The organism is Streptomyces kryoterrae (assembly GCF_054072135.1).
Map to the genome: position 1 here is coordinate 4,553,458 of NZ_CM133358.1, position 24,947 is coordinate 4,578,404.

The 24,947-nt window shown below is 70.4% G+C and carries 28 protein-coding genes and 1 pseudogene; 17 read left to right on the forward strand and 12 right to left on the reverse strand.

Annotation, left to right across the window (positions count from 1 at the left end; all coding sequences use genetic code 11):
* Positions 1–89: 89 nt before the first annotated feature.
* Positions 90–1,655, forward strand: a complete 1,566-nt coding sequence (locus ACW4TU_RS19490) for a class I adenylate-forming enzyme family protein (RefSeq protein ID WP_457429218.1) — start codon at positions 90–92, stop codon at positions 1,653–1,655.
* Here the strand turns inward: ACW4TU_RS19490 and ACW4TU_RS19495 are convergent.
* Together ACW4TU_RS19495 and ACW4TU_RS19500 are read right to left on the reverse strand one after the other, a co-directional pair.
* Complete coding sequence (locus ACW4TU_RS19495; RefSeq protein ID WP_457429220.1) at positions 1,598–2,146, reverse strand: EF-hand domain-containing protein; 549 nt, start codon at positions 2,144–2,146, stop codon at positions 1,598–1,600. The two genes, ACW4TU_RS19490 and ACW4TU_RS19495, sit on opposite strands and share 58 nt — an antisense overlap.
* Positions 2,147–2,285: 139 nt before the next feature.
* Complete coding sequence (locus ACW4TU_RS19500; RefSeq protein WP_457429222.1) at positions 2,286–2,708, reverse strand: STAS domain-containing protein; 423 nt, start codon at positions 2,706–2,708, stop codon at positions 2,286–2,288.
* Positions 2,709–3,064: 356 nt separating this feature from the next.
* On the opposite strand from ACW4TU_RS19500, the gene ACW4TU_RS19505 reads away from it, so the two are divergent.
* Together ACW4TU_RS19505 and ACW4TU_RS19510 are read left to right on the forward strand one after the other, a co-directional pair.
* Entirely contained in the window at positions 3,065–3,709 is a 645-nt protein-coding gene (locus tag ACW4TU_RS19505) for a sigma-70 family RNA polymerase sigma factor (protein WP_457429224.1), read from the forward strand.
* The gene (locus ACW4TU_RS19510; RefSeq protein ID WP_457429225.1) at positions 3,706–4,998 is read left to right on the forward strand and encodes an MDMPI N domain containing protein; all 1,293 of its coding nucleotides are present in this window, start codon (positions 3,706–3,708) and stop codon (positions 4,996–4,998) included. The genes ACW4TU_RS19505 and ACW4TU_RS19510 overlap by 4 nt, the downstream gene beginning before the upstream one ends.
* A gap of 8 nt (positions 4,999–5,006) precedes the next feature.
* Here ACW4TU_RS19510 and ACW4TU_RS19515 read toward each other — a convergent pair whose 3' ends face one another.
* Both ACW4TU_RS19515 and ACW4TU_RS19520 read right to left on the reverse strand, forming a co-directional pair.
* Entirely contained in the window at positions 5,007–5,372 is a 366-nt protein-coding gene (locus tag ACW4TU_RS19515) for a DUF6415 family natural product biosynthesis protein (RefSeq protein ID WP_457429227.1), read from the reverse strand.
* A complete protein-coding gene (locus ACW4TU_RS19520) occupies positions 5,369–5,578 on the reverse strand; it encodes a hypothetical protein (protein ID WP_457429229.1) in 210 nt (69 codons plus the stop codon). Before ACW4TU_RS19520 ends, ACW4TU_RS19515 begins: the two co-directional genes overlap by 4 nt.
* Before the next feature lie 173 nt (positions 5,579–5,751).
* Between ACW4TU_RS19520 and ACW4TU_RS19525 the strand changes: the two are divergent.
* Positions 5,752–6,503, forward strand: a pseudogene (locus ACW4TU_RS19525) (DUF6879 family protein).
* Between the two features lie 12 nt (positions 6,504–6,515).
* Positions 6,516–7,367, forward strand: a complete 852-nt coding sequence (locus ACW4TU_RS19530) for a helix-turn-helix domain-containing protein (RefSeq protein WP_457429231.1) — start codon at positions 6,516–6,518, stop codon at positions 7,365–7,367.
* 239 nt (positions 7,368–7,606) lie between these two features.
* Here ACW4TU_RS19530 and ACW4TU_RS19535 read toward each other — a convergent pair whose 3' ends face one another.
* Together ACW4TU_RS19535 and ACW4TU_RS19540 are read right to left on the reverse strand one after the other, a co-directional pair.
* Positions 7,607–7,798 (reverse strand): hypothetical protein, encoded by a 192-nt coding sequence (locus ACW4TU_RS19535; protein ID WP_457429233.1) that lies wholly within the window; start codon positions 7,796–7,798, stop codon positions 7,607–7,609.
* Positions 7,799–7,988: 190 nt separating this feature from the next.
* Positions 7,989–8,465 (reverse strand): hypothetical protein, encoded by a 477-nt coding sequence (locus ACW4TU_RS19540; protein WP_457429234.1) that lies wholly within the window; start codon positions 8,463–8,465, stop codon positions 7,989–7,991.
* Between the two features lie 135 nt (positions 8,466–8,600).
* On the opposite strand from ACW4TU_RS19540, the gene ACW4TU_RS19545 reads away from it, so the two are divergent.
* Both ACW4TU_RS19545 and ACW4TU_RS19550 read left to right on the forward strand, forming a co-directional pair.
* Positions 8,601–8,879: a GntR family transcriptional regulator gene (locus ACW4TU_RS19545; protein WP_457429236.1), complete on the forward strand. Its 279-nt coding sequence runs from the start codon at positions 8,601–8,603 to the stop codon at positions 8,877–8,879.
* Positions 8,880–9,040: 161 nt separating this feature from the next.
* Positions 9,041–9,583, forward strand: a complete 543-nt coding sequence (locus ACW4TU_RS19550; RefSeq protein ID WP_457429238.1) for a hypothetical protein — start codon at positions 9,041–9,043, stop codon at positions 9,581–9,583.
* 183 nt (positions 9,584–9,766) lie between these two features.
* Here ACW4TU_RS19550 and purU read toward each other — a convergent pair whose 3' ends face one another.
* Together purU and ACW4TU_RS19560 are read right to left on the reverse strand one after the other, a co-directional pair.
* Positions 9,767–10,648: a formyltetrahydrofolate deformylase gene (gene purU / locus ACW4TU_RS19555; protein WP_457429239.1), complete on the reverse strand. Its 882-nt coding sequence runs from the start codon at positions 10,646–10,648 to the stop codon at positions 9,767–9,769.
* A gap of 80 nt (positions 10,649–10,728) precedes the next feature.
* Positions 10,729–11,229 carry an SCO4402 family protein gene (locus ACW4TU_RS19560; protein ID WP_164410598.1) on the reverse strand — a complete coding sequence of 167 codons (501 nt, stop codon included), beginning with the start codon at positions 11,227–11,229 and terminating at the stop codon, positions 10,729–10,731.
* Positions 11,230–11,346: 117 nt separating this feature from the next.
* Here ACW4TU_RS19560 and ACW4TU_RS19565 point away from each other — a divergent pair, with 117 nt between their 5' ends.
* A complete protein-coding gene (locus ACW4TU_RS19565) occupies positions 11,347–12,648 on the forward strand; it encodes an ABC transporter substrate-binding protein (protein ID WP_457429241.1) in 1,302 nt (433 codons plus the stop codon).
* A 79-nt stretch (positions 12,649–12,727) separates the two neighbouring features.
* Here the strand turns inward: ACW4TU_RS19565 and ACW4TU_RS19570 are convergent, their stop codons facing one another.
* A complete protein-coding gene (locus ACW4TU_RS19570; protein ID WP_457429243.1) occupies positions 12,728–14,488 on the reverse strand; it encodes a hypothetical protein in 1,761 nt (586 codons plus the stop codon).
* Positions 14,489–14,618: 130 nt separating this feature from the next.
* Entirely contained in the window at positions 14,619–16,004 is a 1,386-nt protein-coding gene (locus ACW4TU_RS19575) for an NsdA family TPR-like regulatory protein (RefSeq protein WP_457429244.1), read from the reverse strand.
* Between the two features lie 339 nt (positions 16,005–16,343).
* Between ACW4TU_RS19575 and ACW4TU_RS19580 the strand changes: the two genes are divergently transcribed.
* The 8 genes from ACW4TU_RS19580 (at position 16,344) to ACW4TU_RS19615 (ending at position 21,519) form a co-directional block, all read left to right on the forward strand.
* Positions 16,344–16,997 (forward strand): bifunctional DNA primase/polymerase, encoded by a 654-nt coding sequence (locus tag ACW4TU_RS19580; RefSeq protein WP_457429246.1) that lies wholly within the window; start codon positions 16,344–16,346, stop codon positions 16,995–16,997.
* 169 nt (positions 16,998–17,166) lie between these two features.
* Entirely contained in the window at positions 17,167–17,943 is a 777-nt protein-coding gene (locus ACW4TU_RS19585) for an ABC transporter ATP-binding protein (protein WP_457429248.1), read from the forward strand.
* The gene (locus ACW4TU_RS19590; RefSeq protein ID WP_457429249.1) at positions 17,940–19,538 is read left to right on the forward strand and encodes a transporter; all 1,599 of its coding nucleotides are present in this window, start codon (positions 17,940–17,942) and stop codon (positions 19,536–19,538) included. The genes ACW4TU_RS19585 and ACW4TU_RS19590 overlap by 4 nt, the downstream gene beginning before the upstream one ends.
* A gap of 115 nt (positions 19,539–19,653) precedes the next feature.
* Positions 19,654–20,466, forward strand: a complete 813-nt coding sequence (locus ACW4TU_RS19595) for a tetratricopeptide repeat protein (RefSeq protein WP_457429251.1) — start codon at positions 19,654–19,656, stop codon at positions 20,464–20,466.
* A 5-nt stretch (positions 20,467–20,471) separates the two neighbouring features.
* Entirely contained in the window at positions 20,472–20,651 is a 180-nt protein-coding gene (locus ACW4TU_RS19600) for a hypothetical protein (protein ID WP_457429253.1), read from the forward strand.
* Positions 20,652–20,688: 37 nt separating this feature from the next.
* Positions 20,689–20,853, forward strand: coding sequence for a hypothetical protein (locus tag ACW4TU_RS19605; protein ID WP_164410612.1), 165 nt, complete (start codon positions 20,689–20,691; stop codon positions 20,851–20,853).
* 103 nt (positions 20,854–20,956) lie between these two features.
* Entirely contained in the window at positions 20,957–21,268 is a 312-nt protein-coding gene (locus ACW4TU_RS19610) for a hypothetical protein (RefSeq protein ID WP_457429255.1), read from the forward strand.
* Positions 21,265–21,519, forward strand: coding sequence for a hypothetical protein (locus ACW4TU_RS19615; RefSeq protein WP_457429257.1), 255 nt, complete (start codon positions 21,265–21,267; stop codon positions 21,517–21,519). Before ACW4TU_RS19610 ends, ACW4TU_RS19615 begins: the two co-directional genes overlap by 4 nt.
* A gap of 266 nt (positions 21,520–21,785) precedes the next feature.
* On the opposite strand, the gene ACW4TU_RS19620 is transcribed toward ACW4TU_RS19615, so the two are convergent.
* Both ACW4TU_RS19620 and ACW4TU_RS19625 read right to left on the reverse strand, forming a co-directional pair.
* The gene (locus ACW4TU_RS19620; protein ID WP_457429258.1) at positions 21,786–22,667 is read right to left on the reverse strand and encodes an alpha/beta fold hydrolase; all 882 of its coding nucleotides are present in this window, start codon (positions 22,665–22,667) and stop codon (positions 21,786–21,788) included.
* 538 nt (positions 22,668–23,205) lie between these two features.
* A complete protein-coding gene (locus tag ACW4TU_RS19625) occupies positions 23,206–23,898 on the reverse strand; it encodes an iron-dependent transcriptional repressor DtxR (protein ID WP_055531411.1) in 693 nt (230 codons plus the stop codon).
* Positions 23,899–24,188: 290 nt separating this feature from the next.
* Here ACW4TU_RS19625 and ACW4TU_RS19630 point away from each other — a divergent pair, with 290 nt between their 5' ends.
* Positions 24,189–24,944, forward strand: a complete 756-nt coding sequence (locus ACW4TU_RS19630; protein ID WP_457429259.1) for an SIS domain-containing protein — start codon at positions 24,189–24,191, stop codon at positions 24,942–24,944.
* The last annotated feature ends 3 nt before the right edge of the window (positions 24,945–24,947 follow it).

The window sequence follows — 24,947 nt, forward strand, 5'->3', positions numbered from 1 at the left end:
TGGACCGACAAGGCGCCAAGCCCTACGCTCCCGGCACAATCTGACTGTTCGTCAGACAGTCTTCCGGTCAGCTGGCAACTGGGGGCCATGTGAACGTCGTCGACACCGCGCACGCCCTGGGTTCGGCCCGTACCCTCTGGGAACTGGTGGCCCGGCGCGCCGAACTCACCCCCGACCGGCCCGTCCTCCTCCAGGACGACCGCTCTCTCACCTTCGGCGAACTCCGCACCCGCTCGGAACGGGTTGCGGCGGGCCTCTACGACATGGGCGTTCGCCCCGGCACGGTCGTCGCCTGGCAGCTGCCCACCCGTATCGAGACCGCCCTGCTCTCCTTCGCGCTGGCCCGCCTGGGCGCCGTACAGTCTCCGGTCATCCCCTTCTACCGGGACCGTGAAGTCGGCTTCGCCCTGAGGGAGTCGAAGGCGGAGTTCTTCGCGGTGCCGGGCGTGTGGCGAGGCTTCGACCACACGGAGATGGCGCGGCGGCTCGGCGCGAAGGGCCTCTTCCCGGCCTACGACGGCGACGAACTCCCAGACGGGAACCCGTCGTTGCTGCCGCCGCCGCCCGCCGACGGCACCTCCGTCCGCTGGATCTACTGGACCTCGGGCACCACCTCCGACCCCAAGGGCGTTCTCCACACGGACCGTTCACTCATCGCGGGCGGTTCGTGTCTCGCGCACGCGCTGCGGCTCACCGAGTCCGACGTGGGCTCGATGGCCTTTCCCTACGCCCATATCGCCGGCCCCGACTACACGGTGATGCTCCTGCTGTACGGCTTCCCGGCGGTGATGTTCGAGCAGTTCGCGCTGCCGGACGCGCTGGAGGGCTACCGCAAGCACGGGGTGACCGTGGCAGGCGGGTCGACGGCCTTCTACTCCATGTTCCTCGCCGAGCAGCGCAAACAGCCGGGCGTTCCGTTGATCCCGTCCCTGCGGCTGCTCGCGGGCGGCGGGGCGCCGAAGCCGCCTGAGGTCTACCACTGCGTCGTACGCGAGATGGGGGTGGAGCTCACGCACGGCTATGGGATGACCGAGGTGCCGATGATCACCATGGGGGCGCCGGACGACACGGTCGAGAACCTCGCGACGACGGAGGGGCGTCCGCCGGAGGGGATGGAGATACGGGTGGTGGAGGGCGAGGTGCGGCTGCGGGGCGAGGCCGTGTGCCAGGGGTATCTGGACCCCGCGCAGACCGCCGAGGCCTTCGACGCGGACGGCTTTCTGCGCACCGGCGACCTGGGATTCGTCACCGCGAGCGGGCACCTGGTGCTCACCGGGCGGCTCAAGGACGTCATCATCCGCAAGGGCGAGAACATCTCGGCGAAGGAGATCGAGGACCTGCTGCACACGCATCCGGGGGTCGCCGATGTGGCGGTGGTGGGGCTGCCGGACGTGGAGCGCGGGGAGTTGGTCTGCGCGGTGGTGGAACAGGCGGCGGGGGCTGAGGGTGCCGGTGGGTTGACCCTCGCCGCACTGACCTCGTACCTGCGCGCGGAAGGGCTGTCCGCGCACAAGCTGCCAGAGCGGCTGGAGGTGGTGGACGCCCTTCCGCGGGGCGAGACCCTGCGGAAGGTGCTCAAGTACAAGCTGCGCGAGCGCTACGCGGAGGCTTCTCCGGGGCCGGCGCCCTCGTCCGAGTCGGAGACGTCGAAGTAGCGGGCGAGCGCGTCGACGATCTCCGTCTCGCCGACGCGGCCGTCGGCGTCGGTGTCGAGTGTCGCGGCGGCCGTGGCGGCGATGTCCTCGGGTACGCCGAGGGCCTTGAGGACGCGCTCGGTGTCCGCGACGGTCGCCGTGCCGACGCCGTCCACGTCCGCGACGGCCAGGGCCGCGTGCAGGAAGGGGCGGGCGATCTCGGCGAACCGGCCGGGCTTGTCGTGCAGCCGCTTCACGGCGCCGTTCACGAACTCGTCGCGGGTGATCCGCTGGTCGCCGTCCCGGTCCGCTATCCCCGCCATGCCCTGCCAGAAGGCCTCGGCACCGCTGTAGAGGGCCTGGCCCTTGTCGGACCGGGCGGGGGTGTCGAACTCGGCGAGCAGCGCCTTGGCCGCCACGTTGAAGTCCACCCGGTCGATGTAGCCGTTGCCGTCCTGGTCGAAGGTGGTGAACCGGGCGGCGATCTTCCGTCCGTACTCGGAGCTGACCATGTCTGTCGGGCCTGCCTTACGTCTGCGTCCTACCTCTGCGACGAGGTCCTTCTCGCACGGAGCGTACGACGCGCGGGTGGCGACCGGGGCAGGAAAACGACGCCTGTGCCAAGACTGGGGGAATTCCGCGACAACGGCGTCACGCGCGCGTGGGGGCCGCTCCCACGGGCGGGAAGGCCGCCTGGAGCGGTACCGCCGTCTCGTCGGCCGCCGTGCCGAGGTCCGCGTAGACGTCGAAGAGGCGGCGGACTCCCAGGGCGCCGAGGACCCGGTTGACATGGTGTGCGTGGGCGCTCTCCGCGTCGCCCTGGGCGGGCAGGATCAGGCGCAGGTGGCCCTGGCAGGAGCGCATCAGCCGCCGGGTGGCGATGAGGACGCCGACGCCGCTGGAGTCGCAGAAGACGACCTCGGAGAGGTCGAGGACGACTCGGTGGCGGCCCTCGGCCACGGCGTCGTGCACCCGTTGTCGCAACTCCGGCGAGGTGACGAGGTCCATCTCTCCGGACACCTGGAGCACGGTCCAGCCGCCTCGCTCCCCGCCGGTCACCTTGAACGCCACCATGAGGCCCCTCGTCCGACTAGTCCGGCAGAAACGGAAGCTCGACCTACGCTTCCTGTCGACGCGGCTGCCCAACAGCCATGTCATCAAACACCGCACATCGGCTCGGGCCGGACCGCAAGAGACTTGCAAGCGGTTTGCAGGGGACTTGTTTCGGTCACCCGTGAACTTATTTGATCGAAAGCGGCACGGATTGGGTCATGATCGGTCGATCCCCGTCGGTTCTCTACCATCCGAGGCCCTCCGGAGAGCGCACAATGCCGCAAAGCGGAGTGGGCTGTCAGAGCGGCCGACTACATTCGAGGAGACGGTGGGCAACCGCCGGACCCGGACAGCCGTAGGGGAGGTGAGGGGGCAGCATGCAGAAGAGGGACACACCGCCCCGCTGGGACCGCAGGATGCAGCAGCGGCTCGCGCGCGGGGAGGCAGCCGCGCTGGGTGAGCTGTACGACCGGTTCGCCTCCCTCGTGCACGGCCTGGCCCACCGTGTCCTCGCCGACGAACAGGCCGCCGACCACATCACCCGCGAGGTCTTCGCCCACGTCTGGCAGCACCCCGACGCCTACGACCCCAAGCAGGGCCCCCTGCGTTCCTGGGTCGCCACCCTGACCCACCGCCTCGCGGTACAGCGCCTGCGCCAGACGGAGACGGCGGCACTGACCCACGGCGACGCCACAGAGGCTGACGCCACAGACGCCACAGACGCTACGGAGACCACGGGGACCACCGGTTCGACGGGCTCCATGGAGGAACTGGAGCGCAGGGTCCGCCGCGCCTCCGTCGCCGCCCGCGCCGACTACATCGTGACGTCGATGCCGGCCCCGCTGCGCGCCGCCCTGGACCTTGCGTACTTCCAGCGGCGCGACTACCGCCAGACCGCCGCCGACCTGGGCGTCACGGAGGCCGAGGCCCGGCGCCGCCTGCGCCTCGGCCTCCAACTCCTGTCCACGGCCCACGACACCGGCACACCAGGGGCACCCCCCGAATACGGGGGTGCGGTGTGAGCGGCGCGGACCACGAGGACGGGGACCGGGAGAAGTACGAGGGGTACGGCCCCCAAGGCTCCGACAAGGGCGCCGGCGACGGCTCGCCCCGCATACCGATGCCGCGTTCCTCGGTGGAGGACACGGGCCACCCCCTGCCCGACGCGCCGGATCTGCCCCCCGCGCCCCTCATCCTGGAACACGACGTACTGAGGTCGCTGCTCGGGGCGTGGGCGCTGGCCGCCTGCGCGCTGGAGGAGACGTTGGCGGTCGAGGAGCACCTCGGCGAGTGCGGCGCCTGCGCGGACGAGGCCCGGCGGCTGCGAGAAGCGGTCGAGTTGTTGCAACGCCCGGAGCCACTCGACCTGGACCCGACCCTGCGCACCCGTGTCCTGGAGGGCTGCCTCGACCGGCGCCCGCCCCGCATCCCGGTACCGGAGTGGGCGGCCCCGTACGACGCGGAGACCGCTCGCCTCGACGCCCTGCTCCAGGACTTCGGCGACTCCGAGTGGCACGCGCCCGTCCGGCTGCGCTGGTTCGAGGGCGACGAACAGACGAGCCGTCGTACGACGGTCGCCGGTGTCATCGCCCACCTGCTGAGCGTGGACGGCCTGATCGCGGTCGCGCTGGGCCTCGACGACCCGCTGACCGGCGAGCAGAAGACCCCGGGCACACCGACTCCGGCGTCCCGTACGGAGGCGTACTGGCGGGCCTCGTACTTCCCGCCCACCCGTTCCGTACGGGTGCCGTGGCGGGAGCAGAGCCACAACATCGTCCGGACGGTGTCGTTCGCGGGTGGAGGCTCGGGGAAGCTGCCGGTGTCGTACGGCGACTTCGAACTGCCGCTGCACGAGGCGATGCTGGACCGCGCCTTCGAGTGCTGGGTGCACGCGGGCGACATCGCGGACGCGGTCGACTACCCCTACGAACCGCCGGCCCCGCGCCACCTCCACAGCATGATCGACCTCGCGGCCCGCATGCTCCCGGAAGCACTGGCCGCCCGCCGCCAGGCAGGCCTGGCCGCACCGAGCCGGACGACCCGCCACCTGGTCCCGGCCGGCGAACCGGGCCGCAGCCTCCGCCTGGAGATCGAGGGCTCCGGCGGCGGCGAATGGCTGATCCCCCTGGACTCCCCGGCCGCCCGCGCCTCGTCCGCCCACGAGGTCGCCCATGTGGCCCTGGACGGCGTGGAGTTCTGCCAACTGGCGGCGGGCCACGTATCCCCGGAGGAAGCGGCGGCCGGGCAGGACGGCGACAGGGAGGCGATCAGGGATGTGCTGTTCGCGGCGGCTTCGCTGAGCCGGATGTAGGGACTCCCTCAGCAGGACATCGCCCCGGTGAGGTTCTCGTGGTGATCGCACAGGGCCACGACGGAACGGGCGAGCCGCTTGACGCGCTCGAACTCACCGGACAGGCCCGCGCGTTCGATCTCGTCGAGCCGACGGCGGGCCTCGCTGACACCGGCCGGCGCCACGTTCGCCGACACGTCCTCATCAGGAAGGCGTCCGGCGAGCTGTTCGATGCGTGGGATCAGGCGCCACAGATCGCGGTGGAAGGCGTGTCCGAAGTGCTGCACGGTCTCGTAGCGCGGCAATGACGATTCGTTGAGGAACCGGACCGCCAAGTCGCGCATCGCCGTTGCCTGGTCGGCGTCCAGGATCTCGACCCGCCGCTTCAGTGTCATGCCGCCGAGCCCCCTCGTCGGAGCGTGTGCGCCAGCCGCAGGGCCACGTCCGCGCGTACGCGCCCGAGCTCCACCAGGCCGAGGGCGGGCGAGGCCGCGTCGACGGCGAGTGACGGGAGCACGATGCCGACCTGGTCGAGTGCCGCTCTCAGGGACTCCACGGCTGTGAAGGGATCGATGTCTTGCGAGTTGGATGCTTTCGCCATGAACGGGACGGTAAGGGCAGGAAGTTGGCTGGCTCCATGCAGTTTTCTTGAGTTTTCTCGTGGGCACTCTTGATTTGCTTCTCTTTTCTTCCATGCAACACGTCACTCTGTGGAGAGGACCTTCAGGTCCAGCCATGCTGGCTGGACCAACGGCGTTCGAAGGGACCGCACCCATGGCTCGACAGCTACGCTTCACCGGCACCGACAGCAAGATCGACGGCTGCCCTGCTCTGCACGAGGACGGGGACCGGGAGAGGTCATCGTTCAGGGCACACCCCTGACCGCCCCTGAGGACATCGCGCAACTACACCACTTCAGCGAGGCCGAAGCCGCGGTCGTCGTGCCACGCGAACTGCTCGTGAACTGGGCTCCGAAGGAGATGACGCACGTGCCGGAGATCGTCAGCCGGGACCAGTTCCGTCGCCTCTTCGAGACGTTCGAGCACACCGCGTGGCGCCTGGAGACACGGCGCGGGTATGCGTCCGACCGCGAAGACCCCGACTACCGGGCCTTTGTGGAGACGGGTAGCGCGCCCTGCGACTTCAGCGAACCGTGGTTCAGGAACATCCGCGAGCAGACGGACGCGGGCAAGAGGGTCGGCCGAGTCCGCGTCGCTGACAACCCGCCCACAGAAGAGCAGCTGTTCCTGCTCGACTACTCAAGGCACAACTCGGCAGTCGGGGAAGACATCCGCTACCTCTGGCGCGAAGAGGCCGAGCGATCCGGCCTGCCCGCAGAGGACTTCTGGCTCTTCGACTCCCGGATCGTTGCTCGGCTGATCTTCGACGCCGCGGACAACTTTCTGAACGTCGAGCTGATCACGGAGCCCGCCGAGGTCGTGCGGTACTCAATGACTCGCGATGCGGCGATGCATCACGCCGTCCCCTATCAGCACTTCGCAGGACAGGTGAACGGGAGCAACTAGCGTGCGTGGCCGGTGAGTACTGACTATCAGCAAGCGCGGGAAGCCCTGGGAGGGCGGCTGCGCGAACTGCGCTTCTCGTGCCCTGAGGGTCGGCTCACCGGCCAACAACTGGCCCAGCGGCTGGGCTGGCCGAACTCCAAGGTCAGCAAGTTGGAGAACGGCAAACAGACCGCCACCCCGGAAGACCTCCGCGCCTGGGCTCACGCCACGGGCCAACCCGAGGTGTATCCCGAACTCACCGGCCGGCTCTCGGGCTTCGAGTCCACGATCAGATCGTGGCGCCGGGCCCTCGCAAGCGGCTTCAAGCCCATGCACGAGAACCTGAGCAGGGAGATCGAACGCACCAAGGACCTGTGGGTGTGGGAGGAGTCGGTCGTCGCCGGGATGGTGCAGACACCCGAGTACGCGCGCCACGTGATCACGAGGTATTCGCAGCTCCTCGCTGCGACCGGTGACGTCGAGGAATCGGTCCGGGCGCGGATGAAGCGCCAGGAGTGGCTATACCGGCCCGATCGCAAGATTCACGTGCTCATGTGGGAGGCCTCACTGCGCTCGCTGATCTGCCCACCGTCGGTGCTCGCCGCCCAACTCGACCGGCTGACCGGCCTGATCGGGATGGACACAGTCGACTTGGGAATCATCCCGTTCACCGCCTCGGTGAAGATCGTCCCAGCCAACGGCTTCTGGATTCTCGACGACCGTCTCGTCGTCGCCGAGGACTGGCACGCCGAGATATGGCTCGACGACGCCGACAACGTCGCCCTCTACACCAAGGTCTGGCGGACCCTGCGGGAGTCAGCGGTGTACGGCACCGACGCCCACAACGTCATCAACAGCGCCCGCCGGGCACTGAACCCGTACTGACTTCACCGGGCGCCCAGACTGCAGGCACGCGAACGGCCCCCTCTGTGGCGTGCGGAACGCGGAAGGGGCCGAAGCGGACTTCAGTCTTGGAGGCGGGCTTGGTCCAGCGCTATCGGATGATCTCCAGGACATCGAGGACGAGCAGAACCGCAGAGCCGGACATGGCCATGAGGGCGAGCGCCCGCCCATAGGTCTTCAGCCGCATCTGCCACCAACTCCATGCCCCGCAGGGGTGGCGTTCATGCGCGCACTCCCGTCGCCAGGACCGGCATCAGGCGGTGGCACAGGCAGGTGCACACCAGGTACCGCAGCCCGGGAACACCGCTCTCCCGAGGCTCGGCGTCGCGGCACTGCTCGTGAGTGCCGATGGTGCAGCGCCCGGACACGTACGGAGACTCCGGCGTCCGGGCCGACTCCTGGGTGGCGCTCATTCGGGCGCTCCGTTCTCGGCGTCGGACTCGAACCGAAGTGGGCGGACATCCCACATGCCGCCCCGCGCGTCCCGGTGATGTCCCCTGTGCCCCTCGTCCCGTACGCAGGCCCCGGCGTCGCCCAAGATCGACGCCCGACAGAACATCGAGGCGCGGACCTTCCCGCACCTGACGGCGGTCGTGACGCCGGTCATCGGGACCTCACCCCGTCCAGCACGGAGTGAATGTCGCGGGTGTCGAAGCTGATGCGGAAGTCGGCGGCCAACACCGCGACGGCGCGACGCCGCAACCGCACGGCTCGTTCGCGTGCCGTCCAGTGAGGCCGCACGCTCGCCGCACAGGCCACTGCGGCCACTTCGGAGGGCCGGACGGCGAGGGGGTCGGGCAAGTACGGCCGTGACAGGGCCGACGATGCTCCGTCGAGGGGCGCGCGGTCGGTGCTGTAGGGGGAACGCGGGACAATCAGATGCGCCGCGAGACGGCTTTGGTCCTTCACATTCACGCTGATCGTGAAGGATCGGCCTGGTTTCGGCGCCGCCTTGCGCCGCCTACCGGTGGCAGGCAGGGCCAAACACAGAAGCAGCAGCGCTACTGGGCACAAGGCCCGGTGTAGTGCGACCGCGATACGGTTGCGCACGTCGTCAACCTCCATAGGGTTGGTGGCCATGCCCCGGGGTGTTCGCGCACCGCCGGGGTGTCTGTTTCGTCGAGCCTTCACAGTAGTGCGTGACGTACCTAGATGCATCACGATGTAGCTAGAGCTAATAATGTGGACACATGTACGACTGCCTAATGTCAACTCATGAGTCTTGATCCGGAATCCGGGCGCCCTCTCTACGCACAGCTCGCAGACCTACTCCAAGCGAGAATCACGAGCGGGGAGTACGCACCCGACCGCATGATCCCCACGCCTGCGCGGCTGGCCGAGGAGTACGGCATCGCTCAGATGACCGCACGCCGCACGATGCGCGAACTCCGGGAGCGCGGACTGATCTACACAGTCCCGGGCAAGGGGTCGTACGTTCTGCCTGCCGGCTCGAAGAGCGGCGAGACCGAGGGGAACGACCAGAACGGAGAGTAGCCGCAGTAGCGTGACTTGGCACTCCACCCTGCAAGGACTCGGGCGTCGGGTCCGTCGACATGCGAACCGTGCAGGGTGCACAGCTTGCCCGGGTCACAGGCCAGCACCTGGCTACGTCGGACACGCACCGGGCGAGTGGGAGTAGTCCGGACAGTGGAACCGTGCATCTAGTGAATGAGTCTTCTTCCTCAAAGCTGCTGAGGTGGGGGACGACGGTGGACACTGATACGGGCATCGCTGTCTGCGCGACCGTGATAGCGCTTGGTTCGCTCTGGGTCAGCTTGGTTCAGACAAAGGCCGCCCGGGAACACAACCGGCAGTCTGTGCGGCCCTTGCTACAAATTCGGAGGGTCAAGGGCCTCAAGGATGAAATAGCACGCCTTGAAGTCATCAATGCCGGCCTTGGCCCCGCGATTGTAACCAAGACCTTGGTGACGCTCGACGGGGATGCCATCGGGCCGTGGGACCTGCAGACCTACCGCAGAATGAGTCAGTCCTTGCCGTTTAAGCCGAAGGTAACAACCTTGACCGAAGGCGGGACTCTTCTCATGGGACAGAAGTGCTACTTGTTGCATATCGATGATTTCGACGAGGAGGAACACCGCTGGTTCTGGGAACTTATCGCCCGGAGAATGCTCATCGAAATTCGGTACGAGTCTCTCTACGGTGGAGAGAACTTCGCAGTTCGCTCGTCGCCGCTGTGATGCCATGTGGGCGCAGAGCACGTCAGGAATTGGCGACCGGTCCTAGAAGCGATGTTCCGTCGGCCGCATGGGGTGCTGAACGAGCCCCATGCCCGGCCGGGTCGGCGCCACATCCGACAGCTGAAAAGCAGGTCACAGGGCTCTGGCACCGGCTTCTGAGGGAATCGAGGCCCGGTTCACCGGTTACGCGAACACCACAGTCCGCCGCCCGTTCAGCAGGATCCGCCGCTCCGCATGCCACTTCACCGCCCGTGCCAGCGCCTGGCACTCCACGTCGCGGCCGATGGCCACCAGCTGGTCCGGGGTCACGTCGTGGGCGACCCGCTCGACCTCCTGCTCGATGATCGGGCCCTCGTCCAGGTCCGCCGTGACGTAGTGAGCCGTCGCGCCGATCAGCTTCACGCCCCGGGCGTGGGCCTGGTGGTAGGGCTTCGCGCCCTTGAAGCTCGGGAGGAAGGAGTGGTGGATGTTGATGATCCGGCCGCTGAGCGCCTTGCACAGGTCGTCCGACAGCACCTGCATGTAGCGGGCCAGGACGACCAGTTCCACGTTCTCCGTGCGCACCAGTTCCAGGAGTTGCGCCTCGGCCTGCGCCTTCGTGTCCCGTGTCACCGGGATGTGGACGAAGGGGACGTCGTACGAGGCGACCAGCTCGGCGAAGTCCGTGTGGTTGGACACGACCGCCGCGATGTCGACCGGCAGCGCGCCGATGCGGGTGCGGAAGAGGAGGTCGTTGAGGCAGTGGCCGAACTTGCTGACCATCAGGACGACCCGCATCCGGTCCTCGGCCCGGTGGATCTGCCACTCCATGTGGAACGCGTCACCGATCGCCGCGAAGCTCGCCCGGAGCTTCTCCACCGTCACCGGCGCCTCACCCGAGAAGTGGACGCGCATGAAGAACAGTCCCGTGTCCCGGTCGCCGAACTGCTGGCTGTCCTCGATGTTGCAGCCGGTCATGAAGAGGTAGCTCGACACGGCGTGCACGATGCCCTGTTTGTCGGGGCAGGAGAGGGTGAGGACGTACTGCTCGGCGGGGGCCGCGGCTGGGCTGGACTGCTCGTTCATGCCGGACAGGGTCCCATATCCACCCGGAACCGCCGACTCCCGTCCGCCACCCGGAACGCATCGGCCGAAACGTTCGGCCGCTACGCCGAACGCGTCAGTATCCGCAGTACCTCCAGCGTGCGCGGCGGGACGTCCGGCTCCTCGCCGTCGCTCACCGCGAGGCGTACGTGGGCGTCCCGGGCCGCCCGGACCGCCTCCGGCCAGCCGGCGTGGTCGAGGTAGGCCGAGACGGGTGCGTCCGGGCCGACCTGGTGCATGATCCGCAGGACGCGGAGTACGGCGGTGTCGACGAGGGCGGCTTCCTGGGAGTCCCGGAAGATCGTGCCGACGTATTTCTCGGCGGACCAGCTGTCCAGCCAGGTGTCCTCGACGAGGCGGTACACGGCGTCGGTGACGTCCCCGTACCCGTCGACGCCGGCCAGCCAGACGTCCCGCTGGAACGCCGGATCGGAGAGCATGTGCAGCGCGGAGCGCACATTGCTGCGCCAGCGCCACCAGGGCATGTCGTTGAGTGGCATGCCGCCCATGGTGGGGGAGCGACGGCCGCGACGGGAAGAGTCTTCCGAACCTTGCACGGTCATCGATCGTACGGTCCCTGTGAAAATGAGATCAACGCCCCCCGCAATTCACCTCCCCGTCACCACCTGTTGACCAAGGGTCACATCCGGGTTGGCTGTGTGACGGAATCGTGCATGTCCATGACCGGCAGGCGACGCACCCGCAGCACCTTCCGCACCAACCTCCCCAGGTCCATGAGCGTGAGATCCCTGAGCGCGCTGGCCGTGTGCGCGGCGCTCGCCGCCGGCTGTGGGGTCGTACCCGGCAGCTCGGCCGACACCGAGAACGGCGAGATCACCGTCATGACCTGGGCGCCGGAGGGAACCGACGCCACCAACAAGCCCGGCATGCCGGCCATGGCACAGGCGTACGCGCGCTGGATCAACTCCACGGGTGGCCTGAACGGGCACAAGCTCAAGATCCTGACCTGCAACGACCACAACGACCGGGTGACCGCCGTGAAGTGCGCCCGGCGCGCCGCCGACGAGGACGTGGTCGCGGTCGTCGGCTCCTACAGCCAGTTCGGCGACGACTTCCTGGGCCCGCTGGCCTCCGCCGGAATTCCCTACATCGGCGGCTACGGCGTCACCAACGACGAGTTCACCAACCCGATGTCCTACCCCGTCAACGGCGGCTCGCCCGCCCTCCTGGCCGGCCTCGGCAAGGAACTCGCCGCCGTCTGCGGTCCCGTCGCCCTGATCCGCCCCGACACCATCGCGGGCGACCAGCTGCCGCAGCTCCTCGACTCCGGTCTGCAGGCGGGCGGCCACGCCCCGGCGCTGGACCAGCTGGCCGCCGAGGACGCCACCGAGTACGGGGCGCACACGAAGCTCGCCCTGGAACGGACGACGGACACGGAGAGCGAGAAGAAGGGCTGTGTGGTGCCGGCGCTCGGCGACCGCACCAACACCTTCATGGACTCCTTCCGGCGCGACCGCGAGGACTATCCGGACGTGCGCACCGCGACCGTCCTCGGCAGCGTCGACCAGACGGTGATCAACGCGACCGGCGGCAGGACGGGCCCGTACGAGGACTCGTACATCACCGGCTGGTACCCGGTGGCCGGTGACGCCCGCTGGGACGAGATGAGGAAGGTCATCAACGAAGAGGCCTTCGGCGACAACCGCATCGACCCGCAGGACGCGGGTGTGCAGACCACCTGGATCGCGTACACCGTCCTGAAGGCGGTCGTCGAGTCGCTGGACGGGCGCGAGGTGTCCTCGACCAGCGTGCGGCGGGCCCTCGACGACGGCCTGCGCGTCACCACCGGCGGTCTCACGCCGACGCTGCGCTGGCGCTTCGAGGACCTGCTCTCGGTGATCGGGTTCCCGCGTCTGGTCAACGCGCAGGTGACCCTCCAGGTCGTCCGCGAGGGCCGGCTCGTCGCCGCCCGCAAGGGCTTCATCAACACGACGAAGCTGCTGGAGAGCGCGAAGCACTGACGTGCGGTCCCCCCTCTCGGAGGGACCGCGCCGGATCGGAGCCGGACCAGAACCGGGCCGGACGCGGATCAGAACCGGGTCAGAGCTGGGTGGACTGGCGCTCCGTCAGGCCGTACGTCTTCGCGATCGTGTTCCACAGCTCGGCCGCCCTGGACTTCTGCTCGGTGGCGATGCCGCTCTGCTGGTTGCCCTTCTGCGTCTGGCCCGTCGAACGGGCCTGGCCCCCCTTGCAGCCCTTCTTGCCCGCCGTCTGGTCGGCCCAGGCCGCGTAGTGGTTGTCGGCCGCCTGGGACGCCTGCCAGGCCTTGGTGAGGGCGTCGCTCAGCGCGGCGTACTCGGGGAGCTTGTCGACGGCCAGCGTGGAGAGCCGGGTGACCAGCTCGCCGCGCTGCTGGGCCGCGCCGCGCAGGTCCGCGGCGGCCTGGCCGAGGTTGTCGCACGACTTGACGTCCGACACGGCCTTGATCACCGCGTCGCGGCTGTTGTTGCTGTCGGCGAGCAGCTTGTCCAGTTCGACGGCCTGCGCCTTGGCGGGGTCGGCGGCCGGTGCCCCGGACTCCTCCGGCGTGGCCGAGGTCGCCGCGACCGTCTTGTTGCCCGCGTCCTTGTCGGTGTCCCCGCCCCCGCCGCTCAGCATGGCACCGGCCCCGATCCCGAGCACCACGATGCCGACCCCGAGGGCCGCGATGACGGCCACCCGCGATCGCCGGCCCCCGCCGTCCCGCTCCTCGTCCATGTCGTCGGCAGCCTGGAAGCCGTACGGGGCCTGCTGGGCGGCGTACGGAGCCTGCCGGCCGTAGGGCCCGGGGGCGGGCTGCTGGTGCTGCTGGGCGGGGATGCGGGGCATCTGCTGGGTGGCGCCGGCCGGCGCCTCGGCGCCCGGTCCGCTGCGGAAGAGGTTGTCGAAGTCGGAGGGCGGCTGGCGGTCGTCCGTGCCGCCCGGGGGTGTGCCGTACGGCCCTCCGGGCACGGGCGGGATGTACTGGGTGGCGTCGGCTTCGGAACCGCCGGGGGCCGCCTGCGGTACGCGGCCCAGGTACGTGGTCGCCTCGGCGGACATCTCGGGCGGCAGCGCGCCGGGACCCACCGGCGGCAGGAACTGCGTCGCCGCCTCGTTGACGTGCGGGGGCGCGGGGGTGTGCGCCGTCACCGGCGGGAGGTACTGGGTGGCCGGCTCGGCGACGGGCCCGGGGGTGCCCGGGACGGGCGGGATGTACTGCGTCGCGTCCTCGGCCGGCGGCAGCGGGGCGCCACCGTACTGCCCGTACTGCTGGTGGGCCTGCTGCTCGTACTGCGGGGCCGCGGGCGGATACGGCGCGGACTCGGGGCCAGGGGCGGCTTGCGGTACGGAGTGGGGGGCGTCCGGGGTCGCCTGTGCGCCGTATCCGGGTTGCTGGGCCCAACCGCCGGACAAACCGGGGTCGTTGCCCCACGCCGGTGCCGACGGGGCCTGCTGCTCGGGCTGTTGCTGCGGCTGGGGCTGGAACTGGCCCTGGTCACCCCACTGTTGCTGCTGGGCGTCGGGCGGCGTCGGCCAGCCCTCGGCCGCCTGAGGCTGGGGATGGGCCTGGGGCTGGGGCTGGGGCTGGGGCTGGGGCTGGTATTGGTACTGGCCCGGGTCCTGCTCCTGGTCCTGGTTCGTGTCCGGGCCCCACGGCAGTCCCCAGGCCTGACCGCCGGCCGGGTTCGGGGCAGGGGCCGGGGGCGCCGCCGGAGCCGGTCGGCCGCCACTGCCCCCCGTCATACCCGGCAGCAGCGGTTCGCCGCCGTCGGAGGGCAGCACGATGCCTTCGCGCGCCACGCGCTGCGAGGGCTCCTCGCCCTGTCCACTCTGCGTCACCGGCACTCCTGCTGATGGGGGGACCTTCGGAATCGTCAGTTAAAGCTACCGGGTTCCCGGAATCCGATTGACGAAGCACAGGACCGGACCACTCCCCCACCAGCATCTCAGCGCCCCGCTGTGTCTCCCGTCACGCCGCCGCCCGCAGGTCCACCCGCGCCCCGAACTCCCGGACCACCGGTTCGTCGCGGTACGGCTCCATGCGCAGCTGCAGGTCCTCCAGATACTCGGCACCCCGGTTGGAGCGCAGGGTGCCGAGGAGTTCCACCGCGCGCAGGCCCGTGTGGCAGGCCTCCTCCACCTCGCGCTGCTGGACCTGCGCCGTGGCCAGCAGGACCAGCCCGATGGCCCGGCGCCGCGCCCGCGTCTCCGGGTGGCCGTCCAGGGACTCCTGCGCGCACCGCGCCGCCGCCTCGGCCTGGCCGAGGTCCCGGTGGCAGTGCGCCAGCTCGTCGGCCAGGTAGGCCCCGTCGAAGTGCGCGATCCACGCCGGGTCGTCCCCGGACTCCGGATCGGCCGCCTCCAGGGCGTTGACCGCGCGCCCGGACGCCAGCTGCGCCGCCCGCGCGTCGCCCATCAGGGCGTGCCCCCGGGCCTCGGCCGCGTAGAACATCGCCTCCGCGCGCGGGGTGACCCGGCCGCGCGCCCCCTCCTGCGCCGCCCGCGCCAACTGCGCGATCTCCCGCGGGTTTCCGAGCTGCGCGGCGAGATGGCTCATGGAGGCGGCGAGTACGTATCCCCCGTACCCCCGGTCCCCGGCCGCCTGGGCGAGCCGGAGTGCCTGGATGTAGTAGCGCTGGGCAAGACCGGGCTGGCCGGTGTCGACGGCCATGTACCCGGCGAGTTCGGTCAGCCGCGCGACGGCGGCGAAGAGGTCGCGCCCGACCGCCTCCCGGTACGAGCCCGCCAGCAGCCCGGAGACGACGCTGTTGAGGTAGTGCACGACGACCGGACGCACATGCCCGCTGCCGTACTGGTGGTCCAGGTCCGTGAGCGCCTGCGTCATCGCGCGCACCGCCGCCACGTCCGACGGCCCCACGCGGGGACCCGCCTGGCGCGCCACCTGGGAGTCGGGGGACGAGATCAGCCAGTCGCGGCTGGGCTCCACGAGCGCCGACGCGGCGACGGACGAGCCGGAGAGGAAGTCACGGCGGCCCACGTCACTGCGCCACAGCTCACACACCTGCTCGATGGCGCCGAGGACGGTCGGGGAGAACTGGAGCCCGACGCCCGAGGCGAGGTTCTTGCCGTTGGCCATGCCGATCTCGTCGATCGTGACCGTACGGCCGAGTTTGCGGCCGAGGGCCTCGGCGATGATCGCGGGCGCCCGGCCCCGGGGCTGCTGTCCGCGCAGCCAACGGGCCACGGACGTCTTGTCGTACCGCAGATCGTGGCCGTGCTCCGCGCCGCACATGTTGACCCGGCGGGCGAGCCCGGCGTTCGAGCAGCCCGCTTCCTGGATGAGCGCCTGCAACCGTTCGTTCGGCTGCCGCGCGACGAGAGGCCTTGCGGCCATGGCGTACCCCCTGTGGCTGCGGTGCCGTGCCCACGCACCGAGTTGATGTGTCTTCCGTGCCCGGAACCCCTTCCGTACGCGTCCTGACAGCGGACGAGTACGGCGAAAAGATCCGGCCTTGAAGATCAATGCCCCGCAGACATGCCGACAATGCGAAGCATGTGAGGATTGCCGGGGTAAAGGCGGATGCCCAGCCCCTCCCCTGCCTACCCAGCCCCGCCCCGGATCCTCCCGCGCGCCCCCGCACATGCATCCATGCGCCCCAGACGCGGAATCGATGCTCCTCCCCCGCGCATGTGACATGCGTAACTCGTGATTCCCACTAGAGTTGTCCTCATCGTGGAAGAGACCATCGCGGGCCCTGATGCTGCCCAAATCCCCAAGCAACGCGGCGAATCCCTCTTGGAATCCGCCGTCCGTTACGCCGAAGAACGCCACTGGGACGTGTTTCCCGGTACGTGGCTGGAAGCAGTCGACGGGGTGGAGCGCTGCTCCTGCGGCGACACCGCGTGCGCCCTGCCCGGCGCACACCCGACACGGCCCGACTGGCTGACGCAGGCCACGGGCAGTGCGACCGTCGCGCGCCGGCTGTGGACCGACCGGCCGACGGCGTCGATCCTGCTGCCGACCGGCCATACGTTCGATGCGATCGATGTGCCCGAGACGGCCGGGTTCCTCGCGCTGGCGCGCATGGAGCGGATGGAACTGACCCTCGGGCCGGTGATGTTGACGCCGGATCGACGGATGCGGTTCTTCGTGCTGCCGGGGGCCTCGGCGAAGGTGCCCGATCTTGTACGCAAGTTGGGCTGGTCGCCGGCTTCGCTGGATCTGGTCGCGCTGGGCGAGGGTGCGTATGTGGCCGCGCCGCCCACCCGGTACGCGTCCCGGGGGGCTGTGCAGTGGGCCTGTCGGCCTACGCCCGCGAATCGGTGGCTGCCCGATGCGGAGGAGTTGATCTCGCCACTCGCTTACGCGTGCGGGCGGGATCGGTGACTTCGCGGTTCGGGGCGCCCGGTTCGGTTGCGCGGCGACCGCGGGTCCGTTGTGGCGCGGTCGCAGATCGGATACAGCCCCGCGCCCCTGAAGGCCCGCTGTCACCGTCGGCGGAAGTCCGCTCCCCCGACCTGCCAAAAACGAGGGACTCTCACCTAGGGTCTCTCGCATGGTCAATGGTGCTGCCGTGCGGGTGCAGGGGCTCTGGAAGCGGTTCGGGCAGCAGGTCGCTGTCGCCGGGATCGATCTGGAGTTGCCTGCGGGGAAGTTCGTCGGGCTGGTCGGGCCGAACGGGGCCGGGAAGACCACCACGCTCTCGATGGTGACCGGGCTGCTGCGGCCCGACCAGGGCACCGTGGAGGTCGTGGGACACGACGTGTGGCGCGACCCGGTCGAGGTCAAGGCGCGGATCGGGGTGCTGCCCGAAGGACTTCGGCTATTCGAACGGCTGTCCGGGCGTGAACTCCTCGCCTATTCAGGGCGGTTGCGCGGGCTGCCCGGCGTCGAGGTCGACAAGCGGGCCGCCCAGCTGCTCGACGTCCTCGACCTGGCCGGCGCCCAGCACAAGCTCGTCGTCGACTACTCGACCGGCATGCGCAAGAAGATCGGTCTGGCCGCCGCTCTCCTCCACAATCCCGAAGTCCTGTTCCTCGACGAGCCGTTCGAGGGCGTGGACCCGGTGTCGGCGCAGATCATCCGGGGTGTGCTGGAGCGGTACACGGCCTCCGGCGCCACCGTCATCTTCTCCTCCCACGTCATGGAGCTGGTCGAGTCGCTGTGCGACTGGGTCGCCGTGATGGCGGCGGGGCGGATCCGGGCGCACGGCACGCTGGCCGAGGTGCGGGGCGACGCGCCCTCGCTCCAGCAGGCGTTCCTCGAACTCGTCGGCGCGGGCGGACGCGACCACGGGTCCCACCTCGACTGGCTGGGCGGCGGCGCCCGGTGACGGGCGAAGGGTCGGTCACGGCCGTCGTCGTACGGCTGAAGGTGTCGCTGCTGCGCAACGGGCTGCGGCAGTCCGCGGGGCGGCGGGCCGCGTACCTCTCCTCCGTCGTCGTCGTGCTGTTGATCGCCGCGCTCCAGTTCCTCGGGCTGCTCGCCCTGCGCGGCAACGCGCACGCCGCGTCCGTCACCGTCCTGCTGCTCGCGGTCATGGCGGTGGGCTGGGCCTTCATGCCGCTGTTCTTTCCCAGCGGGGACGAGACCCTCGACCCGACCCGGCTGGTGATGCTCCCGCTGCGCCCCCGGCCGCTGGTCCGGGCACTGCTCGTGGCCTCGCTCGTCGGTATCGGGCCGCTGTTCACGCTGTCCCTGCTCGTCGGGTCGGTGATCGCGCTGGCGCGCGGCGGGGCGGCGTTCGCCGTGTCGCTCGTCGCCGTCCCCCTCGCGCTGCTGGTGTGCGTGGCGCTCGCGCGGGCCGTGGCCGTCGCCAACGTCCGGCTGCTCAGCAGCCGCAAGGGGCGCGATCTCGCCGTACTCAGCGGGCTGGTCGTCGCGGTCGGGGCTCAGCTCGTCAACTTCGGTATGCAGCAGCTCGGTTCGGCGGGGCTCGGCCAACTCGACCCGGCCGCCGATGTGCTGGCGTGGGTGCCGCCCGCTTCCGCCCTCGGGGCGGTGGACTCGGTGAGCGAGGGCTCGTACGGGGTCGCACTCGCCCAACTGGCTCTCAGTGCACTGGCGTTGGTGCTGCTGCTGGCGGTCTGGTCGCGGACCCTCACCCGGCTGATGACCTCTCCGGACGGCTCCACGCTCCAGGCCGCCGAGCCGGCCGCCAAGCGGGAGCGGGCGTCCGGCGGGCTCGCGCGGCTGCTGCCGGGCGGGCGTACCGGGACCGTCATGGAACGGAGCCTGCGCTATGCGTGGCGGGACCCCAAGACCAAGGCCGCGTGGGTGACCTCGCTCGCGATCGGGCTGATCGTGCCGGTGTTCAACGCGTTGCAGGGCACCGGGTCGGTCTACTTCGCCTGCTTCGCGGCCGGGATGCTCGGCATCCAGATGTACAACCAGTTCGGCCAGGACACCTCCGCCTTCTGGATGGTCGCGACGACGATCTCGTCCACCCGGGACGCGTACGCCGAACTACTCGGCCGGGCCCTGGCGTTGCTGCTGATCAGCCTGCCGTACGCCGCCCTGGTGGTCGTTCTCACCACCGCGCTGCTCGACGACTGGGCCACCCTGCCGCAGGCGCTCGGGCTGTCCCTCGCGCTGCTGGGGGCGATGCTGGCGGCCGGGGCCTGGTCGTCGGCCCGGTACCCGTACTCCATCCCGCAGGAGGGCTACAAGAACGTCGCCCCCGGTCAGTCCGGGCTCGCCACGGTCGCCATTCTGGGCGGCATGGTCGGGGCGGCCCTGCTGTGCGCCCCCGTCATCGCCCTCACGATCTGGCTGAGCGTCGATTCGGGCGGCGACCGGTGGACCTGGCTGCTGCTGCCCGTCGGCGCCGGCTACGGCGCCCTGCTCGTACTCCTCGGACTGCGGCTCTCCGCCCCGCGCACGGCTCGGCGGCTGCCGGAGATCCTGGCGGCGGTCAGCAGGGGCTGAACCCGCCGGGGCCTCCACTCGCGCACGGGCCGAACTTGCCTATGGCATAAGGGGTTTGAGCCGCGAATCAGGGGGATTGACGGGGTGACGATAGCTTTCAGGGGGGAGCCTGCGCATGGCCAGATGGTTCGGCAGATCCAAGTCCAGGAGCTACGACAAGCCCGGGGCCGCGGCGGAGTCCGAACACCTCGAACCTCTCGGTGTCTCCGACGACCTGCGGCAGGCGTACGGCCGCACCGGCGACCCGAAGCTGCTGCGCGGCTCGCTCCAGGCCGCCGAGCTGGCCGTGGAGGTCTACCCGGTCAACGACATCCGCCACGCCGCCGCCCTCTCCTCACTGTGCGTGCTGCACCGGCTGAGCTGGGAACGCGACCGGTCCGCCGCCGACCTGGTCAAGGCCGTCGACTACGGGCGGCAGGCCGTCGACAAGTCCCCGCCCGGCGACACGGAACTCCCCCGGCACATGGCCTCGTTGGCCAGCGCCCTCCAGGAGGTCCACGACAGCACCGAGGACGAGGAGGCGATCGACGAGGCCATCGCCCTGTACCGCGGCTGCCTGGACCTCCTGCCGAGGGGCAGCACCAGGCTGGGCGAGCAGCGCGTCGACCAGGAGTCGAACCTCGCCAACTCCCTGCTCCGCAAAGGGCGCGGCAGCGGCGACGGCGACATCCTGAACGAGGCCGCCAAACACGCCCGCGCCGCGCTGCGCGACACCCCGGACGACCATCCGATGCACGCGACGCGCCTCGTCAACCTCGGCGGCACGCTCTTCGGGCTCGTGCAGACCGGCCATCACGAACACCTCAGCGCTGCGGAGGACATGTACGCGCGCGGACTGGGGGAACTCCCCGTCGGCCACCCTCTGCGCGCCCGCGTGGAACAGGAGCTCGGCGTCATCCGGGGCCTGCGCAGACAGTTCGGGGTCTGACCGCGATGCCGGACCAGTCCGATCCGGCCGGTCGGGCCGATGATCCCGATCAGTCGGTCCTGGAGCGGATCCTCGCCGGCGACCGCGGCCCCGGGCTCGCCGCCGGGCTTCGGGAGCCGACCCAGCGGGCGGCGGTCGCCGCCGTGCCGCACTATCTCAACGACGTCGAGTCGGCGGCCTGTTGACCGGTCGGTGGCGACTTCCGGCTGGGATACTGCGCGCATGGCGGACGCCCCGAAGATCAACGAAGTACGGCTCGGTGACAACGGCGTGCTGGAGTTCTACGACGGCACGGCGTGGGTCCTGTACCCGGACGTGCCCGATGACGACGGGCCTCCCCAGGCGCTGACCAAGGACTCCCCCACGTCCGAGGACTGGCCGCAGTGACCACGGAACCGCCGCCCGGCTCGTCCGGGCCGGGTGTCGGCACGCCCTTCGACGCCCTTCCCTCCCCGCTCGACGCCGTGCCCGAACCGCGGGCCGCCGCACGGTGGATGATCGCCTCGTTCGGTGCCGTCGGGTCGCGCTCGTCGGCGGTGGGCCGCTGGTCGCCGTCGGGAAGGTGCACGGGCTCGGCGAGGCGCTGGTCGCCGGCGGTGCGCCGGCCGTCGCGCTCGCCGGGGTCTGCCTCGCCGTCTGGCAGGTCAGCCGGGTGCTCGTGCCGCCGATCACCACGACGGCGACCCTCGGCACATCGGCAGCATGCGGCCTGCGCGAACGGGTCGACGCCTCGCCCGGGACTTCTTCGGCTCCGCCGCCACCGGCGTCGACGACCTGCTGCGTCACCGTGCCGTCGCCGTGAGCATCCACCGCGCGCTCGCGGCCGAGACCGACCCGCACCGCCGCGCGCAGTTGCGCGGGCATCCGGACCGGGCGAAGGCCGACATCGCCCGCACGGATCCCTTCGTACGCCGGCTGCTCGCCATGGCGCACGTCCGGCAGATCCGGGCGGCCTTCCACGAGGCCCGCCGCTGGTGCCTGCTCACGGTGGCCCTCGTAGCGGCCGGGGCGGTCGGCTTCCTGACGGTGACGGGTGGGGGCGGCAAGGGCTGAGGCCCGCGCCCCTGGCCGCCGATCCGGACTCGGCGAAGCCGGGTGCGCACCGCGCGCCGACAGCGGCGCGGGGCTGTATCCGCGGCTCCGTCGCGGGGCACGACCAGCCCCCACCGGCCTGCGGGCACACCAGGCCGGGGAGCGCACCGCGCACCGACAGGGGCACGGGGCTGTGCCCGATCTGCGGCTCCGCCGGGCCGCGACCAGCCCCCACCGGCCCGCGGGCACGGAACCAACTGTCCCGGAACAGCCCACCCTGCGGAGCGCTAACCCGTCAGTACGCCCTCCAGGAACGGTTCGATGGCCGCGCGCCAGGCCTCCGGCTGGTCGTAGTGCACGAGATGGCCGGCGTCGGCCACCTCCGCGTACTCGCCCCTCGGCAGGACGCGGACCATCTCCTGCGCCTCCGCCCGGCCCAGCTCGCCGTCCAGGCCGCGCACGACCAGCGTGGGGCACTGGACCTGCGTCAGCTCCTCCCAGTGCGCGTCGAACACCCAGGTCTCGCGGGTCTTGAGCATCTGCTCCGGTTCGAAGACGGGGCGCCAGCCGTCGGGGGCCTCCTGCATCACCTCGGCGTAGAACTCGCCACGCGAGGGGCTGGGCCGCTCCACCCAGGGGTCGTCCTCGCCGAACCACTTGCGTACGTCGGCGAGAGTGGCGAAGGGGGCGGGCCAGGCCTTGAACCAGTCCTCCCACTCGCGCTGGGAGGCCGCGCCCAGCGCCGACGCCCGCATGTCACAGATGATCAGGCCGTGCACCAGGTCGGGGCGTTTCGCGGCGAGCTGCCAGGCGGTCAGGGCGCCCATGGCGTGGCCTATGAGGACGACCGGGCCGAGGCCGAGCTGCTCGATCGCCGCCTCGGCGTCCTCGACGTACGCCTCGCGGGTGTAGTTGTCGCCGGGCGGACGGTCGCTCTGGCCGTGGCCCCGCTGGTCGAGTGCGACGGCCCGGTGCCGCTCGCCCAGCCAGCGGGCGGCGGACGCCCAGTGCGAGGCACGGCCCATGAGCCCGTGCAGTAACAGCACGCCCGGTGCCCGGTCGGGTGCTCCGGCCCGGGCCTCTTCCTCACCCGTCTTGGGAGGGTCGGCGAACTCCCAGGCGGCAAGGCGTACGCCGCCCGCTCCGGTCACGTCGATACGCCGCGCCATAGGTCCTGGCACCCCCCTAGCTATCGAAGTTTCCTCTGCCGATCGTCTGCCGATCGCTGGACCGCAGGATCACAGATTATCGAATGACTATTCGAAAATGCGGTCTCCGGCCGCAACACCCCTCGTACGAGTGACACCGCTCAGGGAATGATCCGCGTGGCCGGGGGGAGATCTTCTGCGGGAGGCGGACCGCTCGGGGAAAACGGTCCGTAGGGGATGACCCTGGGAGCTCGGGGCTCCGGGTCAGCACAGGGGAGGACAGGCCCCGGCGCCACTTGGCGCCGGGGCCCTCTTCCTGTCCGCGGCACATCCGCACGCTCCCCCTCCCCGCCGGGCGACACCGCTGCCGAACCCGGCCAAGAGCCCTCAAGTCATATGCCCTCGCGACAGCGTGGCACGCGAAACGGCCGAGCGCTGCGATTCCGCACACTGAATCTGGATTGGCGCCCCGGAACGGCACGGATCCCGGGACCCGGCAAGTTCCTCCACGGTCACAGGAGTTGACGGTGCGGCGACCGGCGCCGCGCTGGGGGCCCGGTCAGCGCTTCGCCACGAACACGTGCGAGGCCACGTCCGCCTCCAGCTCGGCCGCCTCGCCGCCGCTGCCGACCAGCACCCCGCCGGCCGCCTCCGTCACGCTCACCACCGAACCGGGCTGCACACCCGCGCGGCGCAGCGTGTACATCAGCTGCGCGTCCGTCTGGATGGGCTCGCCGATCCGGCGTACGACGACCGTCTTGCCGTCCACACCCGGGTCGAGGTCGGCCAGCGAGACCATGCCCTCGTCGAGGAAGGGGTCCGCGCCGTCCTTCTCGCCCAGCTCCTCCAGGCCCGGGATCGGGTTGCCGTAGGGCGACTCGGTGGGGTGGCGCAGCAGTTCGAGAACGCGGCGCTCCACGGCCTCGCTCATCACGTGCTCCCAGCGACACGCCTCCGCGTGGACCTGCTCCCACTCCAGGCCGATCACATCGACGAGCAGACACTCCGCGAGGCGGTGCTTGCGCATGACGCGGGTGGCGAGGCGGCGGCCCTCGTCCGTGAGTTCCAGGTGCCGGTCGCTGGCGACCGCCACCAGACCGTCGCGCTCCATCCGGGCCACGGTCTGGCTGACCGTCGGGCCGCTCTGGTCCAGCCGCTCGGCGATCCGGGCGCGCATGGGGACCACACCTTCCTCCTCCAGCTCGAGGATGGTGCGGAGATACATCTCCGTCGTATCGATCAGTCCGGACATTCGTGCCCCTTGATGAGATGTGCCGGAGGCTCGACGGCTCCGGCGCGTGCGCTGGCCCTGGCTTCAATTCTGACGCATACCACTGACAACCGTGCCCTTGCGGGGGAACCACACGGTTACAGATCCTCGCGGCCGGGTAGACAGCACGTTTCACCGAGGGTACGGCGGCGGACGCGGGAACGGGCGGTCGCGCTGTTGACAGGGCAGTGGTCCAGACCTCACGGTGATCGCGACGCGGACCGGAACGCCGGTCCGGTACGCCGATCCCCCGAAGGACGAAGGGCATACCGATGAGCGACAGCGAGTTGGCCGGGCGGTTCCTCGACGCCGCGATCGGGCTGTTGGAGCGGGTGCGCGACGAGGAGGCGGACGCCGTGACGGCCGCGGGCACACTCATCGCCGACACCGTGGCGGCCGAGGGGCGCCTGTTCGCCTTCGGCGCCGGGCACTCCTCGCTCGCCGCGCAGGATCTCGTCTACCGCGCGGGCGGCCTCGCCCTGATGAACCTGCTGGCCGTCCCCGGCGTCGTCGGCGTCGACGTCATGCCGGCCACGCTGGGCTCCGCCCTAGAGCGCGTCGAGGGGTTGGCCACGGCCGTCCTGGACACGTCACCGCTGCGCGCCGGGGACGTACTCGTGATCATCTCCCTCTCCGGCCGCAACGCCCTCCCGGTGGAGATGGCACTGCACGCGCGTGCCCTCGGTGTACGGGTCATCGGCGTGACCTCGGTGGCGTACGCGACGGAGACGACGCCCCGGAACGCCTCCGGCACGTTCCTCAAGGACCACTGCGACGTCGTACTGGACTCGAAGATCGCTCCCGGCGACGCCGAACTCACCCTCGACACCATCCCGGCGCCCTTCGCCCCCGCCTCCACGGTCGTCACGTCGGCCCTGCTCCAGTCGGTCATAGCGACGGCGGCGGGCATCCTGGCGGAACGGGGCGTCGAGCCCCCGCTGCTGCGCTCCGGCAACGTGGACGGCGGCCACGACTGGAACGCCCGCATCCTGAAGCAGTACGGCGACCGGATCTTCTACCAGCGCTGAGCC

Bases quoted from the DNA above. Each gene is read 5' to 3' on its own strand.
- ACW4TU_RS19620 (WP_457429258.1), bottom strand. From the start codon at position 22,667: ATGGCGCGGCGTATCGACGTGACCGGAGCGGGCGGCGTACGCCTTGCC.
- ACW4TU_RS19500 (WP_457429222.1), bottom strand. From the start codon at position 2,708: ATGGTGGCGTTCAAGGTGACCGGCGGGGAGCGAGGCGGCTGGACCGTG.
- ACW4TU_RS19575 (WP_457429244.1), bottom strand. From the start codon at position 16,004: ATGGCCGCAAGGCCTCTCGTCGCGCGGCAGCCGAACGAACGGTTGCAG.
- ACW4TU_RS19505 (WP_457429224.1), top strand. From the start codon at position 3,065: ATGCAGAAGAGGGACACACCGCCCCGCTGGGACCGCAGGATGCAGCAG.
- ACW4TU_RS19515 (WP_457429227.1), bottom strand. From the start codon at position 5,372: ATGACACTGAAGCGGCGGGTCGAGATCCTGGACGCCGACCAGGCAACG.
- ACW4TU_RS19560 (WP_164410598.1), bottom strand. From the start codon at position 11,229: ATGACCGTGCAAGGTTCGGAAGACTCTTCCCGTCGCGGCCGTCGCTCC.
- ACW4TU_RS19595 (WP_457429251.1), top strand. From the start codon at position 19,654: ATGGCCAGATGGTTCGGCAGATCCAAGTCCAGGAGCTACGACAAGCCC.
- ACW4TU_RS19535 (WP_457429233.1), bottom strand. From the start codon at position 7,798: ATGAGCGCCACCCAGGAGTCGGCCCGGACGCCGGAGTCTCCGTACGTG.
- ACW4TU_RS19495 (WP_457429220.1), bottom strand. From the start codon at position 2,146: ATGGTCAGCTCCGAGTACGGACGGAAGATCGCCGCCCGGTTCACCACC.
- ACW4TU_RS19565 (WP_457429241.1), top strand. From the start codon at position 11,347: ATGACCGGCAGGCGACGCACCCGCAGCACCTTCCGCACCAACCTCCCC.
- ACW4TU_RS19600 (WP_457429253.1), top strand. From the start codon at position 20,472: ATGCCGGACCAGTCCGATCCGGCCGGTCGGGCCGATGATCCCGATCAG.
- ACW4TU_RS19545 (WP_457429236.1), top strand. From the start codon at position 8,601: ATGAGTCTTGATCCGGAATCCGGGCGCCCTCTCTACGCACAGCTCGCA.
- ACW4TU_RS19520 (WP_457429229.1), bottom strand. From the start codon at position 5,578: ATGGCGAAAGCATCCAACTCGCAAGACATCGATCCCTTCACAGCCGTG.
- ACW4TU_RS19605 (WP_164410612.1), top strand. From the start codon at position 20,689: ATGGCGGACGCCCCGAAGATCAACGAAGTACGGCTCGGTGACAACGGC.
- ACW4TU_RS19630 (WP_457429259.1), top strand. From the start codon at position 24,189: ATGAGCGACAGCGAGTTGGCCGGGCGGTTCCTCGACGCCGCGATCGGG.
- ACW4TU_RS19625 (WP_055531411.1), bottom strand. From the start codon at position 23,898: ATGTCCGGACTGATCGATACGACGGAGATGTATCTCCGCACCATCCTC.
- purU (WP_457429239.1), bottom strand. From the start codon at position 10,648: ATGAACGAGCAGTCCAGCCCAGCCGCGGCCCCCGCCGAGCAGTACGTC.
- ACW4TU_RS19585 (WP_457429248.1), top strand. From the start codon at position 17,167: ATGGTCAATGGTGCTGCCGTGCGGGTGCAGGGGCTCTGGAAGCGGTTC.
- ACW4TU_RS19540 (WP_457429234.1), bottom strand. From the start codon at position 8,465: ATGGCCACCAACCCTATGGAGGTTGACGACGTGCGCAACCGTATCGCG.